The organism is Paracraurococcus ruber (assembly GCF_004353985.1).
Taxonomy (GTDB): domain Bacteria; phylum Pseudomonadota; class Alphaproteobacteria; order Acetobacterales; family Acetobacteraceae; genus Paracraurococcus; species Paracraurococcus ruber.
Genome location: NZ_SMOA01000010.1, coordinates 19,663 through 34,322, shown reverse-complemented (window position 1 = coordinate 34,322; position 14,660 = coordinate 19,663). Strand labels below are relative to the sequence as shown.

General features: G+C 69.6%; 14 protein-coding genes. 3 read left to right on the top strand and 11 right to left on the bottom strand.

Features of this window, described 5'->3' with window-relative positions; translation table 11 throughout:
* Positions 1–80 precede the first annotated feature (80 nt).
* A complete protein-coding gene (locus E2C05_RS32810; protein WP_158291944.1) occupies positions 81–1,196 on the bottom strand; it encodes a phytanoyl-CoA dioxygenase family protein in 1,116 nt (371 codons plus the stop codon).
* Between the two features lie 216 nt (positions 1,197–1,412).
* Between E2C05_RS32810 and E2C05_RS32805 the strand changes: the two genes are divergently transcribed.
* Complete coding sequence (locus tag E2C05_RS32805) at positions 1,413–2,249, top strand: HpcH/HpaI aldolase family protein (RefSeq protein ID WP_158291943.1); 837 nt, start codon at positions 1,413–1,415, stop codon at positions 2,247–2,249.
* A 50-nt stretch (positions 2,250–2,299) separates the two neighbouring features.
* The gene (locus E2C05_RS04235; RefSeq protein ID WP_133218358.1) at positions 2,300–3,442 is read left to right on the top strand and encodes an MDR/zinc-dependent alcohol dehydrogenase-like family protein; all 1,143 of its coding nucleotides are present in this window, start codon (positions 2,300–2,302) and stop codon (positions 3,440–3,442) included.
* Between the two features lie 261 nt (positions 3,443–3,703).
* On the opposite strand, the gene E2C05_RS04230 is transcribed toward E2C05_RS04235, so the two are convergent.
* On the bottom strand, positions 3,704–4,573 hold the full coding sequence (locus E2C05_RS04230; protein ID WP_133218357.1) for a DUF429 domain-containing protein: 870 nt from the start codon (positions 4,571–4,573) through the stop codon (positions 3,704–3,706).
* Positions 4,574–4,750: 177 nt separating this feature from the next.
* On the opposite strand from E2C05_RS04230, the gene E2C05_RS04225 reads away from it, so the two are divergent.
* Positions 4,751–5,173, top strand: coding sequence for a septal ring lytic transglycosylase RlpA family protein (locus E2C05_RS04225; protein WP_133218356.1), 423 nt, complete (start codon positions 4,751–4,753; stop codon positions 5,171–5,173).
* A 904-nt stretch (positions 5,174–6,077) separates the two neighbouring features.
* Here the strand turns inward: E2C05_RS04225 and E2C05_RS04220 are convergent.
* The 9 genes from E2C05_RS04220 to benA all read right to left on the bottom strand — a co-directional run bounded on the left by E2C05_RS04220 (position 6,078) and on the right by benA (position 14,656).
* A complete protein-coding gene (locus E2C05_RS04220; RefSeq protein ID WP_133218355.1) occupies positions 6,078–6,926 on the bottom strand; it encodes a BKACE family enzyme in 849 nt (282 codons plus the stop codon).
* A gap of 59 nt (positions 6,927–6,985) precedes the next feature.
* A complete protein-coding gene (locus E2C05_RS04215; protein WP_133218354.1) occupies positions 6,986–8,329 on the bottom strand; it encodes an MFS transporter in 1,344 nt (447 codons plus the stop codon).
* A gap of 99 nt (positions 8,330–8,428) precedes the next feature.
* A complete protein-coding gene (gene catC / locus E2C05_RS04210; protein ID WP_133218353.1) occupies positions 8,429–8,707 on the bottom strand; it encodes a muconolactone Delta-isomerase in 279 nt (92 codons plus the stop codon).
* A 10-nt stretch (positions 8,708–8,717) separates the two neighbouring features.
* Entirely contained in the window at positions 8,718–9,878 is a 1,161-nt protein-coding gene (locus tag E2C05_RS04205) for a muconate/chloromuconate family cycloisomerase (RefSeq protein ID WP_133218352.1), read from the bottom strand.
* 103 nt (positions 9,879–9,981) lie between these two features.
* Positions 9,982–10,908, bottom strand: coding sequence for a catechol 1,2-dioxygenase (gene catA / locus E2C05_RS04200; RefSeq protein ID WP_240046559.1), 927 nt, complete (start codon positions 10,906–10,908; stop codon positions 9,982–9,984).
* Positions 10,909–10,939: 31 nt separating this feature from the next.
* On the bottom strand, positions 10,940–11,719 hold the full coding sequence (locus tag E2C05_RS04195; RefSeq protein WP_133218351.1) for a 1,6-dihydroxycyclohexa-2,4-diene-1-carboxylate dehydrogenase: 780 nt from the start codon (positions 11,717–11,719) through the stop codon (positions 10,940–10,942).
* Between the two features lie 7 nt (positions 11,720–11,726).
* Entirely contained in the window at positions 11,727–12,755 is a 1,029-nt protein-coding gene (gene benC / locus E2C05_RS04190) for a benzoate 1,2-dioxygenase electron transfer component BenC (protein WP_133218350.1), read from the bottom strand.
* A 16-nt stretch (positions 12,756–12,771) separates the two neighbouring features.
* On the bottom strand, positions 12,772–13,293 hold the full coding sequence (gene benB / locus E2C05_RS04185; protein ID WP_133218349.1) for a benzoate 1,2-dioxygenase small subunit: 522 nt from the start codon (positions 13,291–13,293) through the stop codon (positions 12,772–12,774).
* 13 nt (positions 13,294–13,306) lie between these two features.
* Positions 13,307–14,656, bottom strand: a complete 1,350-nt coding sequence (benA, locus tag E2C05_RS04180) for a benzoate 1,2-dioxygenase large subunit (protein ID WP_133218348.1) — start codon at positions 14,654–14,656, stop codon at positions 13,307–13,309.
* Positions 14,657–14,660 lie beyond the last annotated feature (4 nt).

Below are 14,660 nucleotides of genomic sequence, written 5' to 3'. Positions count from 1 at the left end.
CGGCGCCGCCCGGGGCTGGCCTAGGCAGCAAGGGAGACGCCGCGGCACCGATGCGGCAGTCCGGCTGGATGTCGCCTGCGTCAGATGGCGAGATCCTTTGTGTTGTAGTCGCGGATCACCCGCTCGAATGTCTCCGGCGTGAAGCGGAACCGATCCTCGAGCCCGATGAAAGGCTGGTATCGGAACACCGGCTCGGCGGGGAATGCCTGGTGCCGTGCGTCGATGGCAACCTGGATCACCGCGGCACGGTCGAAGATGCGCTGCTCGTCGTAGACCGCATGTGTCTCCGCGATCGACAGCGCCGCCTTCTGGCCCAGCACGGATCGGCGCCGATGGAAGCCGAAGGTCAGCGAGATGCGGATATCGGGCGAGCTGTTCGCAAAGGACCCGTGCACGGCCTGGCGGTTCACCATGGTCACGTCGCCCGCCTTGCAGACCAACGGCACCGCGCCCGGCAGCTGCTCGCTGCCGCCATTGGCCGCCACCATGGCCTTGATGTCCGCCTTGCCCAGCTTGTGGGAGCCCGGGATCACCCAGAGGCCATTGGCCGGCGTCGTCGGGTAGAGCTGCACCTGGTAGTTGAAGCCGTGGATGCCCTCATCCCAGTCGGGTGAATTCCAGTGCGTCACGCCGTCCTGGTGCCAGGCGACGGATCCGCCCAGTCCGGGCTGCTTGACGAAGATGGCATCGTTGAAGGGCACGAAGTCGGGCCCGTTGATCGACTGCGCCGCGGCAAGCAGCTTCGGGTGCCCATACAGCCGCAGGCCGGAGGGCATCGCCTGGCACATGGCATACATCAGGAACACGACGTGCTCCGGCGCGTCCGCATCCGGCACCGGCTGGCTCATCTGCGCGGGATGGCGCCCGCCGAGCAGCTGCGTGCCGCCCCAAGGATCCGCCAGCGGCCTGGTGTAGCGATAGGGGAAGCGCGCATAGTCCAGGCCAAGCGCGGGACGCCCCTGCGCGTCGACCTTCGCCTCCGGCCCCACCGGCGCGCGCGCCAGCATCGCCTGCGCGTCGGCGCGCAAGGCCTCGACCTCGGCGGCGTCGATCACGCCTTCGAAGATGTAGTAGCCGTGGCGCCAATACGCGGCCTGGATGTCGGGATGCAGCGACCCGTCCTCGGCCAGCCGCAGCGGCCCGCGATTGCCGAACTCCGCCGCCAACCGCTCACCCGCAGCCTGGTAGGCGGCCATTCCCGCGGCATGCTCCGCGCGGGAGAGGCCTGTTGCAGCCGTCGCCGGCCGGGCCATTTCGTTCATGGCGCATCTCGCTCCCCTTGGTCCTGCCATCATGGGCGACCGGCCCCGTCCCCCACAAGCAAGCTTTGCCGGGCGCCGCCGCGGTTGCGCCAACCCGCGGGCCGGACGACACTCCAGCCAACCAGGCCTTTCGCCGGAGGAAACGAGACCATGCGCCCCAACCGCCTGCGCCAGAAGCTGGATGCCGGTGAGCCGACGATCGGCACGCATATCCTGTCGTGCTGGCCCACCCTGGTGGAGCTGATCGGCGATGCCGCGAACTACGACTATGTCGAGTTCACCGCCGAGTACGCGCCCTTCACCATGCACGACCTCGACAACCTCGGCCGCGCCTTCGAGCTGAAGAATCTCGGCGGCATGATCAAGGTCGAGCAGAAGCAGTACACGCACCAGGCGATGCGGGCGATCGGCTCCGGGTTCCAGAGCGTGCTCTTCGCCGATATCCGGACGGTGGCGGATGCCGAGGCCTGCGTCGCCGCGGTGCGCGCCGAAACGCCCGGCACCGGCGGCCGGCTGGGCGTCGGCATGCGGCGCGATGTCGGCACGGTGCTGGAGGGCGGCTCGCCGGCCTATGTCGATGCCCTGAACGAGGTGGTGATCGCCATCATGGTCGAGAAGCGCGAATGCGTGGAGGACCTGGAGGCGATTCTGTCGGCCCCGGGCATCGACATGGTGCAGTTCGGATCCTCCGACTACTCGATGAGCCTCGGGCTTACCGGCCAGCGCTCGCATCCCGACGTGGTGCAGGCCGAACGCCGGACCATCGAGACGGCGCTGCGGATGGGCAAGCACCCGCGCGTGGAACTGGCCGACATCGCCGGCGCGAAACCCTACCTGGAGATGGGGGTGAAGCATTTCTGCATCGGCTGGGACGTGCGGATCCTCTACAACTGGTGGCGCACCAACGGCGCGGGCATGCGGGCGATGCTGACGGGTGAGGCGGCGGTGCCGCCCGCGCCGCAGCCGGTGAAGGCTGGCACCTACTGACGCTCCGGCCATGGCGGGCGGAATCATCGGCGCATCACGGGGAAGGCGACATGGACGGCAACGGACTGCGCGGGCTGGAACTGCGCTCGCGCATCGGCGGGGATGGCGTGCTGGAACTCTCCCTGCAGGAAGCCGCAGTGCCCGAACCTGCGCCCGACGAGATCGTCGTGCGGGTCGAGGCGACGCCGATCAATCCCTCGGACATCGGCGTGCTGCTCGGCCCGGCCGCGCTCGACACGGCCGAGTTTGCCGGGACAGCGGCACGGCCGGTGGTGCGCGCGCACGTGCCGGCGGCGGCGCTGTCGGCCATCGCCGCCCGGCTCGATGCCTCGCTTCCCGTGGGCAATGAAGGCGCCGGCACCGTGCTGCGCGCCGGCGCCGAGGCCACGCATCTGCTCGGGCGACAGGTCGCGGTGTTTGGCGGGGCGATGTGGGCGCAGTACCGCCGTGCCAAGGCGGCGGACTGCCTGGTGCTGCCCGCGGGGACCAGGCCGCGCGACGGTGCTTCCTGGTACGTCAATCCCATGACGGCGCTCGGCTTCGTCGAGACCATGCGTCAGGAGGCTCACACGGCCCTCGTACACACCGCCGCGGCCTCCAACCTCGGCCAGATGTTGAACCGCATCTGCCTGGCGGACGGCATTGGCCTGGTGAACATCGTGCGCAGCCCACAGCAGGCGGCGCTGCTGCGCGGCCAGGGCGCCCCCCATGTCGTGGACAGCAGCGCACCGGACTTCGCCGCGGCGCTGACCGCGGCCCTGGCGGAAACCGGCGCCACCATGGGTTTCGACGCCGTGGGCGGCGGACCACTGGCCGGGCAGATCCTGGCGGCGATGGAGGCGGCGGCACGGCAGGCCGCGAGCGGCTACAACCACTACGGCTCGGACCGGCACAAGCAGGTCTATCTCTATGGCCGCCTCGATCCCGGACCCACCACCTTCGAGCGCGGACCGATCGGCTTCGCCTGGGGACTGGGGGGTTGGCTTCTGATGCCCACGCTCAAGAAGCTGGGCGCGACCACGGAGGCAAGGCTGCGCGCCCGCGTCGCCGCCGAGCTGAAGACGACCTTCGCCAGCCACTACACCGCCGAAGTCTCACTCGCCGAAGCGCTGCAGCCGGAGATCATGCGAGCCTATTGCCGGCGGTCTACGGGGGAGAAGTTCCTCATCCTGCCGCAGCAGGGACTGGGCTGACGCTCGATCCTTCAGGGCTGCATCGCCTGCGCCGCCGACGGGCGCAGCACCGCCCTTGGGCTGGCCCGCCTCCCCGCTTTCAAGCGCACCGTCATCGGAAATCCCTTGTCCGCAGAACGCGTGCTCACATCCGAAGCTCGCTGCGGGCCAATGGCGTCAGCGGCCAGGCGACAGTCGGGCCGGCGCTGACGGCGCGGGGCATGGCGACGACGCGGGGTGCGGCAGGCGTCGGTCCGCACGCCCGTCGCGCGGGTCCTGGCATCAGCCTGGCCCTGGCGATGGATCGGCGCGGGCGCTTCCTCTCTCCGGGCCCGAGCTTGCCCCCCGATCGATCGGCACTCCGATCCGCCCAGCCGCGGCGGCGATACGGTCGCGCAGCTCGGTGCTTGCGGGTAGAACCATGTAGCCATTCACCAGATCACCGAGGAGAATGGACTCCTCCCGCGGCCGTCGGCGCCAATGGAGGGCGATCAGGGTGCAAAGCGCCGCATCCAGTCGGTCCTGATCGGCCTTGCGAGGTTCCGGAAGCCGCGCCGTGCTGCTGCACCAGCGCGCCGCCTGGGCGCAACCAAGACGCTGAAAGCCTCTCGCGGCCGCTTCGGCAACGCGGACCCAGTCGTTCAGGCGGAAGGTCCGCCTGCGGCTTGGGTTGTATCGGGGGCCGGCGAGGCGCCCAAAGAAGCCGGCGTCGAACGAAGCAACGGCAAGAGCCGGAAAGACTTCCATGACGTAGTGGCCCGCGGTTGCGGTCCGGGCGGCCTCCGGGTCCTCGACGGCGCCGAGCGATGCGAGGAATGGCCAGATCGGGGCGGCATCGCAGAACATGCCCTTTCGCGTCCTGTTCGACGGCTGGACACCTCCGCCAAGCCAACTGACCAATGAGGCGGCCGCGCGCTCGACCGGCCGCATGCCAGTGGCATTGGGTACGATCGTCGGCTGATCGATCGCAAGAAGCGTCACGCCGCCAGGCGATCGGAGGCGCTCGAACGCCGAGCGCGCGCCGTCGAACGACACGAGGCGCGGGCTTTCGAAGGCGACCTCCCGGCCCTTTGCCATGGTGACGGCGCATATGGCGCCGGGTGCCTTCTGGTTGTCGGTCCAGGCCGAATCGAAGCCAATGTATGTGTCCATGCCACCTTCGCCTCGAAGGTTCCCGGGAAACGCCGTCACGCCACCGGCTGGCATCCACTGTCCACCAGCGACCATTGGTCGGTGGTGAAGAGGTTGTCCTCACGACATTGCGGGTCGCTGCAACGATGTTGGCGTGATCGCGTCTTCTGCCGCGATCAGCGATGGCGGAGGCGAGACATGACACGCATGCCGAAGCATGCAGTAATCATGGCTGTGGGTCTGATTGCGGGTTCCTGCTTGCCGTTGGCAGTGCAGGCCGAACCCCAGGTGCAGCGCGGGAAAGGCTCCTACTACGACGCAGACCGGTTTGAAGGCCGCCCCATGGCGAATGGCGACCGCTTCGACCCGCAGTCCAACGCGGCCGCCAGCAAGACCCTGCCGCTCGGCACCGTGGCGGATGTGACGAACCGGGAAACCGGTGAAACCCGCCGTGTCGTGATCGAGGACCGAGGTCCCTATGTCCAGGGCCGGGTCATCGACCTTTCGCCCAGGACGGCCGATGAGCTTGGCATGCGCCACGACGGTGTGGCACCGGTCGAGGTGAAGCCGGTCGGCCAGCTTCCCAACAAGGCACGGGATGGCAAGGCTGGGACAGAATAGCGCGCGCGTTCTCTCCGCTGCGCACCTGGTCGCAAGCCTCCCGCCTTGCGGACCGCACGAGACCGGAGACCGCTGGCTGGGACAAGCACGCCCAGCCTGTCACCCCCGACGCCCTTCACCGGATGCGGCTCGTGATCTGGACGATGAGCGCAGTCCCGCCCACGAGCGTGCGAGATGCCAGCGCCAAGGCACAGGGCCTGCAACCCGCCCGACCCCGGCTGGCCCAGGCGGCGGCCGTCAGCATACTTATGTTGGACCTGCGCGTCCCGAAGGTGCCGGTGGCCGTATGGGCGCGCAGCCGAGGCTGCCATGTCCGCGATGAATCTTGCCAAGGTAACGAACACTCTGGTTTCCGCGACTCGCTTCGACAAACCCGGCAAGCGGGGCGAACCAATATGCAGTACGCGTCCCGGCTGACCCCTGACCGGCTCACGGCGCAGAAGGCGGTAGTGCGGTCATGCGGCGGCGCGTCGTTCGCCCGACCATGAGGCCTCGTTGGCCGGCATCACCGACCTGGGCCCCACGGCCCCAACTATCCTCGGTGACCTCGCCGAGGCGAGGCGCTTCGGCTGCATTCCGTATGCCCGCTCGGCACTTGGGTACATGGTCGCGCCTGCCGCCAGATCCCGGCTGGCTGCCATGTCGTGCTTCGACGCTTGGCCGCTTCGGCAAGCATGCATCGCGCCCCGCCCGTCTCGCCGCCTGGCAAGCCCTTCTGGGCGGATTGGACCATGCGTATCATGGTGCTGCGCCACGATCTCCACCGTCGCCCCGGGATGGCGGAACAACAGTCGAGCCGGCACGCGTGGCTCCCCGGGCACCTTGATGCCGCCCAATATGGTTCGGCGGCCAGAAAGGCACGCCGCCAGGGCCTGGGCGCTGCGCCGCCACCCGGGCCGCAACATCACGCCGCCATCCGAGCCGCCACGGGCGGTAGGCCAAGGATGCGGCGCGCCGTGGCCACATCGGCGACACGCCGCCCAGCCTCGGCAACCAGTTCCGCCGTGCGACGCACCAGCGCGGCGTTGGACGGCGCCAGGGTATGCCGATCCAGGCGGATGTTGTCCTCGAGCCCGGTCCGGACATGGCCGCCCCTGGCCAGTGCCGCACGGGCGACGGAGAACTGATCCCGGCCGATGCCCGCTGCCGTCCAGGTGGCGCCGGGCAGGATCTCGCGCATCAGCTTCAACTCGAAGTCGAGGATGTCCTCGCGCGATGGCAAGGCATGCTTCACGCCGAAGACGAACTGCACATGCGGCGGCGGCAGGATCAGCCCTTCCTCGACCAGGATGCGGGTATTGGTCAGCATCGCCAGGTCGAAGATCTCGATCTCCGGCTTGATGCCAAGGTCGCGCATGCTGCCGGCCAGGCTGCGGACGAAGTCTGGCGGGTTCTCGTAGACGGTGGTCGGGAAGTTGACGCTGCCCGTCGCCAGGCTCGCCATGTCGGGCCGCAGATGCAGCATCGCGCCGCGCTGCTCCAGCGCCCGGCCACGACCGCCGGTCGAGAACTGGACGATGATGCCGGGACAGTGCCGGCGGATCCCGTCCAGGAAGGCGGCGAACTTGTCGGAGTCGCTGCTCGGCGTCTCGTCCGCGTTGCGGACATGGACATGCACCAGGCTGGCGCCGGCCTCGCAGGCGGCGTGGGTGCTCTCGACCTGCTCCGCCACGGTGACCGGCAGGGCGGGGTTGTCCTTCTTGCGCGGCACGGAGCCGGTGATCGCAACCGCGATGATGCAGGGGTCTGCCATGCTGTTCTCCCTTGGGCTCGATGGGGCACGGGCGGCGCCCGTGCCCCGTTGCTGCGTCGTTATTCCGCCGCCACGGGCACCGCGGCGGGCAATGGCCCGCGCACGAAGCCCTTGGCGAGCATCGCCAGCGCAGCGAGGAAGGCCGGCACGGCGGCCACCGTGAAGACGGTGGAAAGGTCCCAGCCCAGCGAGAGCAGCACGCCGCCGACCATCGAGCCTAGCACCGAGCCGGTGCGGCCCACCGCATTGGCCCAGGAGACGCCGGTGGCACGGCTGGCGGTCGGGTAGTAGGCCGCGGCCAGGGCATTCACCCCGACCTGCGCGCCGGCGACGCCGAAGCCCGCGCCGAAGATGGCGAAGACCAGCAGCCAGGGCTGCGCCGTGGCGCCGCCGAGCAGGACGACGAAGCCGCCGGCGAGCAGATAGGCGCCGGCCAGGACCCGGTGCGGGTCGAAGCGGTCCATCAGCCGGCCGATGACGACGGCGCCGATGGTGCCGCCGGTGGCCAGCGTGGCCGCCATCAGCGAGGCGTGCTTCAGCGAGAAGCCCGCGGTGGTGATCAGCGTCGGCAGCCAGCTGGACAGCAGGTAGAAGACCAGCAGGCTCATGAAGAAGGTCGTCCAGATCAGCAGCGTGCCGGTGGCCAAGCCGCCCTGGAAGAGCTGCAGCATCGGCGACCCCTTCGCCTTCCGCACGCCGGTGAAGCGCACGCCTTCGAGCGGCGCTGCCGGTGCGACGCGGCGCAGCACGGCGGCGATCCGGTCCGCCGGCGCGTCGCGCAGCGCGAGGTAGCGCGGGCTTTCCGGCAGCAGGACGAGCAGCGCCGGCACCAGCAGCAGCGGCAGCACGCCCCCCAGCACCAGCAGCCCGTGCCAGCCGAACGCCCCGACGATATGGGAAGCGGCGAGGCCGGCGGCGGCGGAACCGATGGTGAAGCCGCAGAACATCAGCGTCACCAGGCTGGACCGCCTGCGCTCCGGGCAGAATTCGGCGGTGAGGGTGATGGCCGCCGGCATGGCGCCGCCGAGGCCGATGCCGGTGACGAAGCGCAGCGCGACCAGCCATTCGATGTTCGGCGCGAAGGCCGAGGCGATGGTGGCGGCGCCGAAGAAGGCCGTGGTGGCGATCAGCACCGGCTTGCGTCCGGCCTTGTCGGCCAGGGGGCCGAAGACGAAGGCGCCGACCATCAGGCCGAACAGCCCGGCGGCGAAGAGCGGCGCAAGCTGCGCCGGCGTCACGCCCCATTCGGCCCGCAGTGCCGGGGCGATGAAGCCGATGGCGGCGGTGTCGAAGCCGTCGATCGCCACCACCAGGAAGCAGAGCGCGATGACGAGCCCCTGGAAGCGCGAGACGGGTTGGCTGTCGATGATCTCCTGGATGTCGACGCTGCGCGGTGATGGCATCGTGGGTCTCCCTCGGTCGGTTGCCGGCAGGCATGCGGAAGGCCGCCCGCCCCTGCCGGACGAGGGGCGGCCCGAAACGACGGATGGGTGGGGGCAGGCTCAGCCGATGGCGGAAGGATGCCGCGCCAGCGGCGTCACGGTGATCGCCATGAAGGGGAAGAGCGGCAGGGTGGACAGGATGGCGTGCAGCGCATCGTGGTTCGGCACGTCGAAGATGCTGACATTGGCGTACTCGCCGGCGATGCGCCACAGGTGGCGCCAGGTGCCCTCCCGCTGCAGCGCCTCGGCGCGCGCCTTCTCCGCGACCTTCAGTGCCTCGAAGCGGGCGGGGTCGAGGTCGTGCGGCACGCGCACATCCATCCGGACATGGTAGAGCATCGTTCCCTCCTCAGGCCCGCGCGTAGCGGCGCAGCTTGGCGTGATCGAGCCGCACGCCGATGCCCGGGCCCTCCGGCAGATGGACCTGGAAGTCGGCGAAGCGCAGCGGCTCCTCCACCAGATCGCCGACCAGGATCTGCGGGCCGAAATGCTCGCAGCCCCAGGCCAGCTCGCGGAAGCCGGCGAAGGCCTGCAGATGGGCGGCGGCGCCGACCGAACTTTCCAGCAGGCAGCCCCCATAGAGCGCAATGCCCGCCGCCTCGGCCACCGCGGCGACCTTCTTCAGGCCGAGCAGGCCCGCATGCTTGACCAGCTTGAGCGACACCGCGTCGGCAGCGGCGACGTTCGCCACCGCCAGCATGTCATGCGCGTCGAAGACGCATTCGTCGGCCAGCAGCGGCGGAGTTCCGGGTCGCGCCCGCAGGCGCGCCATGGCCGCGATGTTCCAGGCCGGTACCGGCTGCTCGACCAGCGCGATCCCGATCTCGGCGAGCTGCGGCAGGCAGCGGGCCGCGGTCGTCTCGTCCCATGCCTGGTTGGCATCGACGATCAGCGTCGCTCGGCCGCCCAGCGCTGCCGCAAGGCGGCGCAGCCGGGCCAGGTCGGCCGCCGGCGCCTGCGCGCCGATCTTCACCTTGAAGGTGTCGTGCAGCCGCGCTGCGAGCTTGCACTCTGCCTCCTCGATCTCCTGAACCGGGTCGCCGGAAGCGAGGGTCCAGAGCACCGGCACGCTGTCCCGCACCTTGCCGCCCAGCAGCAGGGCGACCGGTACGCCCAGGGTCTTGCCGACCGCATCGAACAGCGCGGTCTCGATCGCCGCCTTGGCGGCGTTGTTGCGCTTCGCCGCCGCATCCATGCGGGCGCCCGCCACCCCGAACCGGTCGGCCGGCAGGCCGATGAGGGCGGGGGCGAGATAGGTATCGATATTGGCCTTGATCGCCTCGACGCTCTCCTCGCTCCAGCGCGGGCCGCCGAGCGTCGCAGCCTCCCCGATGCCGGTTGCGCCATTGGCCAGGCGCAGCTCGACGATGACGTAGCTCTGCGCCGTGACCGAGGTATTGGAGAGCTTGTGGCGGCGCACCGTCGGCACATCCACGATCGTGCTGCGGATGGAGTGGACCGCGAGGTCGCGCCGGAGATCCGCGGGGATGGTGATGGTGCTGTCGGGCATCGCTGGGCTTCCGAGAAGGACGCAGAAGGGGTGGACGGCGCGCGAGGGCGCGCCGCCTGGTCTCCCGCCGGGGCGGGGCAGCGTGGGTGGGAGTGGCCTGGCGTCAGGCCGGCGCGTGCTCGCGGTTCACCAGCGTGGTCGGCGCGGCCGCGGTCTCGGCATGCAGGACGAAGTCGAAGTCGATCTCGGCATAGGGCGCGTTCAGGCCCCGGGCGTGGATCGCCGCCGCATCCGTCACGCGCCTCACCTCGGGGATCAGCCCGTCGCGGGTGGCGAAGGCGAAGTCGTCGTGCAGGTATTCGTCGCCGTCGATGTTGATCTGCGTCGTCAGCTTGCGGAAGCCGGCGGCGACGACGAAGAAATGGATATGCGCGGGCCGGTGGCCGTGGCGGCCGAGCGCGTCCAGCAGCTGCTGGGTCACGCCGTCCGGCGGGCAGGCATAGCCGTTCGGCAGGATGGAACGGAAGCGGTAGCGGCCCTCGGCATCCGTCTCGATCCGGCGGCGCAGGTTGTACTTCGACTGCGACGGGTCGAAGCCCGAATAGCCGCCCTTGGCATTGGCGTGCCAGACATCGATGACGGCGCCGGCGACCGGCCTGCCATCCACGTCACGCACCTGGCCCTGCATGAACAGCACCTCGCCTTCCTCGGTGCCGTCGTCCAGCCGCGCCTCGCCCGTCGAGAGCGGTGCCCCGGCCAGCCAGAGCGGGCCCTCGATCGTGCGCGGCGTGCCGCCTTCGATCCCGGCCATCCGCTCCGCCTGGTCGAGGCGCATGTCGAGGAAGGTCTCGAGGCCGAGCCCCGGCACCAGCAACCCGACCTCGTTCGCCTGGCCGAGGCGGGTCAGATAGCTCATCGCGGTCCAGAACTCGTCCGGCTGGATGTCGAATTCCTCGATGGTGCGGAAAAGATCGGACACCACACGGTGGACGATCCGCTTCAGGCGGAGATCGCCGCTGCCGTCGCCGAGGCCGCTGACCTTCATCAGCAGGTCCTTGACGTCCTTGGTCTCCATCAGGCTGTCAGTCATCACGCGTTCCTCCTTCAGGCGTTGCGGTTGCTCACCCGAGATCGCCGCCCGCGACGGGCAGGGTGACCCCGGTGATGTAGGCGGCCTCGTCCGAGGCCAGGAACAGGATCGCCGCCGCCTGCTCCGCGATGGTGCCGTAGCGCTTCAGCAGGCTGGAGGCGGTGGTCTGATCGACCACCTGCTGCCACCAGCCCTGTTCCCCCGCACTCGGCGGCGCGGCGTTGCGCGGGATGCGGCGCGGCGGCGCCTCCGTCCCGCCCGGCGCCGTGCCGCAGACGCGGATGCCGTACTCGGCATATTCCCAGGCGAGACAGGCGGTGATCGCGTTCACCCCGCCCTTCGCCGCCGCATAGGGCAAGCGGTTCAGCCCGCGCGTGGCGACCGAGGAGACGTTGACGATGACGCCCCCGCCAGCGGCGAGCATCGCCGGCAGCACCGCGCGGCAGCACCAGAGCGTGGGGTAGAGCGAGCGGCGGATCTCCGCTTCCACCTGATCCGGTGCATATTCGGCATAGGGCCTGGCCCAGATCGTGCCGCCGACATTGTTCACCAGGATGTCGATGCGGCCGAAGGCGCCCTGCGCCGTCGCCACCGCAGCCTGGGCCCCGGCGAAGGTCTCGAGGTCGGCCTGCACCGCGATCGCCTCGGCGCCGGCCTCGAACCGGACCTCCTCCACCAGTGGCGCGCGGTCCACGAGGGCGACCCGCGCGCCCTCGCGGGCCAGGCGCAATGCCACCTCCCGCCCGATGCCCTGGGCGGCGCCGGTGACGAGGGCGGTCTTGCCGGCGAACCGGCCCTGGAAGGTATTCATCGCCGCCTCACGCCGCCAGCTTCGCGCCGTCGGCCGGGCCGCTCGGCGAGAATTTCTCGTAGTGGAAGCTGGCCGGGGTCACGCCCTGCGCCTGCAGCCAGCCACGCACGGCGTCCACCATCGGCGGCGGGCCGCAGAGATAGACGTCGACCTCCCCGCCATGCAGGTGCTCGGGCGCGATATGCGCCGTGACATAGCCCTTGCGCGGGTGCCCGCTGGCCTCGTTCGCCACCACCGTGCTGAAGCTGAAGCTGTCGAGCCGCGCCGCGTAGTCCTCCAGCGCCTCGACCGCGACGAGGTCGGCATCGTTGGTCACGCCGTAGACCAGGTGGATCGGCTGGTCGCAGCCTTCCGCCGCGAGCCTGCCGAGCATGGACAGGAAGGGCGCGAGGCCAGTGCCGCCGGCCAGGAACAGCAGCGGCCGCGTCACGGTGCGCAGGTAGAAGCTGCCGGAGGGGCCGGAGAACTCCATCGCGGCGCCAGGCCTGGCCTGCTCCCGCAGCCAACCGCTCATCAGGCCCTGCGGGATGTCGCGCACCAGGAAGGACAGCGCCTCCGCCCCCGGGCCGGAGCTGAAGGAATAGGCGCGGCGCTGGTCGGTGCCGGGCACGCGCAGGGAGACATACTGGCCAGGCAGGAAATGGAGGCCGGCCGGCGCCTCCAGCGAGAAGGCCATGCTGGTATCGGACAGCCGCTCCACGCCGCGCAGCGCCACCGCGAAGTCCTGCGGCTTGGTCTTGCAGGCTGCCGAGGTGGTCGGGATGGCGACCACCAGGTCGGTCCGCGGACGTGCCTGGCAGGCCAGGGCGAAGCCCTCGGCGGCCTCCGCCTCGGTCAACGCATCCTCGATGTAGTCGCCACCGTCGTAGCGGCCGGCTTCCACGCGGCACTTGCAGGTGCCGCAGGCGCCGTCGCGGCAGTCCAGCGGGACGTTGATGCCGGCGCGGTAGGCGGCATCGGCAATGGTCTCGCCCTGCCGCGCCTCGACGAAGCGCGTGACGCCATCCTCGAAGCTGAGCGCGATGCGATGCGACATGTGCGTCTCCTCCCGCTCAGACGTGGTAGATGTCGACGACGTGGTGGATGTAGTCGTTCTTCAGCACCACCTTCTTCGCCCGGATCAGCGGCTGCCCGCCGGTGGTGTCCAGCGTGTAGAAGCTGGTGCCGAAATAGGTGTCGGTCGTCCGATAGCGGTAGCTGAGGGTTACCCAGTTGCAGCGCAGCCTCACCAGGCCGGCTGCCTGTTCCAGGATCTCGACATTCGAGATGGCGTGGCTGGTGCGCGGTTCCGGCAGCGACGTCGCGCTGCTGCGCTCCGTGCGGATACGGAAGACGCGGTCCTCCAGCCCGCCGCGGTTGCCGTACCAGATCAGCGAGATCTCGGTCTGCGGATCCTCCGTCAGCCGGTCGTCGTCGTCCCAGGCCGGCATCCAGAACTCGGCATCCTCGGCATAGAGCGCCAGCCAGGCGTCCCAGTCCTTGTCGTCCAGCGCGCGGGCCTCGCGGTAGAGGAAGGCCTCGGCGTCCTGGCGGGTGAAGCCGCTGTGCACGGGCGCTTCGATGGTGGTGGACATGCTGCGTTCCTCCTCAGACCCGGGCCTTGGCCTCGGCGGCCAGCGCGCACTGCATCGCCTCCTGCCAGTATTTGTGCTGGACGACGAAGAGGCCCTCGTCCTCGGTCTTCACGCCGCTCATCAGCGGCTTCAGGCCGATCGCATCGGCGGCCGCATCCGGTCCGTCGATCCAGTGCTTCGCCCCGCGCGAGAGGTCGTTCCAGCGCGCGGCGCCGGCGGCCATGGAGAACTGGCAGGCGCGGAATTCCTCGAGGTCGTCCGGCGTCGCCATCCCGGAGGCATTGAAGAAATCCTCGTACTGGCGGATGCGGCGTGCCCGCGCCTCCGGGGCCTCGCCTTTCGGCGCGATGCAGTAGATGGTGACCTCGGTCTTATCCACGGAGATCGGCCGGTAGGTGCGGATCTGCGAGGAGAACTGGTCCATCAGGTAGACATTCGGATAAAGGCAGAGGTTGCGGCTGCGCCCCACCATCCAGTCGGCGGTCGGCTGGCCGAACTGCGCCGCCAGCTCCGCGCGCCGGTCCCAGTTCGGCCGGTCCTCCGGGTTCGCCCAGTTGGTCCAGAGCAGCAGGTGGCCATTCTCGAAGCTGTAGAAGCCGCCGCCCTGCTTGGCCCAGCCGCCGGCGCTCATCGCCCGGGTGGTGTCCTCGCGCTGGGCTTCCTTGCGGCGGCTGGTCGTGGCGGCGTAGTTCCAGTGCACGGCGGTGACGTGGTACCCGTCCGCGCCATTCTCGGTCTGCAGCTTCCAGTTGCCGTCATAGACATAGGTCGAGGAGCCGCGCAGCACCTCCAGCCCCTCCGGCGACTGGTCCACGATCATGTCGATGATCTTCGCCGCCTCGCCCAGATGCTCGCGCAGCGGGGCGACGTCCGGGTTCAGGCTGCCGAACAGGAAGCCGCGATAGCTCTCGAACCGGGCGACCTTCGTCAGGTCGTGGCTGCCGGCCTTGTTGAACTGGTCCGGGTAGCCGGCGCCCTCCGGGTCCTTCACCTTCAGCAGCTTGCCGCTGTTGGCGAAGGTCCAGCCATGGAAGGGACAGGTATAGGTGGATTTGTTGCCGCGCTTGTGGCGGCACAGCATGGCGCCACGGTGGCTGCAGGCATTGATGAAGGCGTTCAGCTCGCCCTGGCGGTTGCGGGCGATGACGATGGGCTGCCGCCCCATCCAGCTGGTGAAGTAGTCGTTGGCATTCGGCACCTGGCTTTCGTGCGCCAGGTAGATCCAGTTGCCTTCGAAGATATGCTTCATCTCCAGCTCGAAGAGCGCGGGATCGGTGAAGATGTCGCGGGCGACGCGGAAGACGCCCTTCGCGGCGTCGTCCTCCAGCGCGGTTTCGATCGTGGTCTGGACGGTCTCGAGCATGGTG

Coding starts and splice junctions, on each gene's coding strand:
- E2C05_RS32810 (WP_158291944.1), bottom strand. CDS start 1,196: ATGGCCGCCTACCAGGCTGCGGGTGAGCGGTTGGCGGCGGAGTTCGGC.
- E2C05_RS32805 (WP_158291943.1), top strand. CDS start 1,413: ATGCGCCCCAACCGCCTGCGCCAGAAGCTGGATGCCGGTGAGCCGACG.
- E2C05_RS04235 (WP_133218358.1), top strand. CDS start 2,300: ATGGACGGCAACGGACTGCGCGGGCTGGAACTGCGCTCGCGCATCGGC.
- E2C05_RS04230 (WP_133218357.1), bottom strand. CDS start 4,573: ATGGACACATACATTGGCTTCGATTCGGCCTGGACCGACAACCAGAAG.
- E2C05_RS04225 (WP_133218356.1), top strand. CDS start 4,751: ATGACACGCATGCCGAAGCATGCAGTAATCATGGCTGTGGGTCTGATT.
- E2C05_RS04220 (WP_133218355.1), bottom strand. CDS start 6,926: ATGGCAGACCCCTGCATCATCGCGGTTGCGATCACCGGCTCCGTGCCG.
- E2C05_RS04215 (WP_133218354.1), bottom strand. CDS start 8,329: ATGCCATCACCGCGCAGCGTCGACATCCAGGAGATCATCGACAGCCAA.
- catC (WP_133218353.1), bottom strand. CDS start 8,707: ATGCTCTACCATGTCCGGATGGATGTGCGCGTGCCGCACGACCTCGAC.
- E2C05_RS04205 (WP_133218352.1), bottom strand. CDS start 9,878: ATGCCCGACAGCACCATCACCATCCCCGCGGATCTCCGGCGCGACCTC.
- catA (WP_240046559.1), bottom strand. CDS start 10,908: ATGACTGACAGCCTGATGGAGACCAAGGACGTCAAGGACCTGCTGATG.
- E2C05_RS04195 (WP_133218351.1), bottom strand. CDS start 11,719: ATGAATACCTTCCAGGGCCGGTTCGCCGGCAAGACCGCCCTCGTCACC.
- benC (WP_133218350.1), bottom strand. CDS start 12,755: ATGTCGCATCGCATCGCGCTCAGCTTCGAGGATGGCGTCACGCGCTTC.
- benB (WP_133218349.1), bottom strand. CDS start 13,293: ATGTCCACCACCATCGAAGCGCCCGTGCACAGCGGCTTCACCCGCCAG.
- benA (WP_133218348.1), bottom strand. CDS start 14,656: ATGCTCGAGACCGTCCAGACCACGATCGAAACCGCGCTGGAGGACGAC.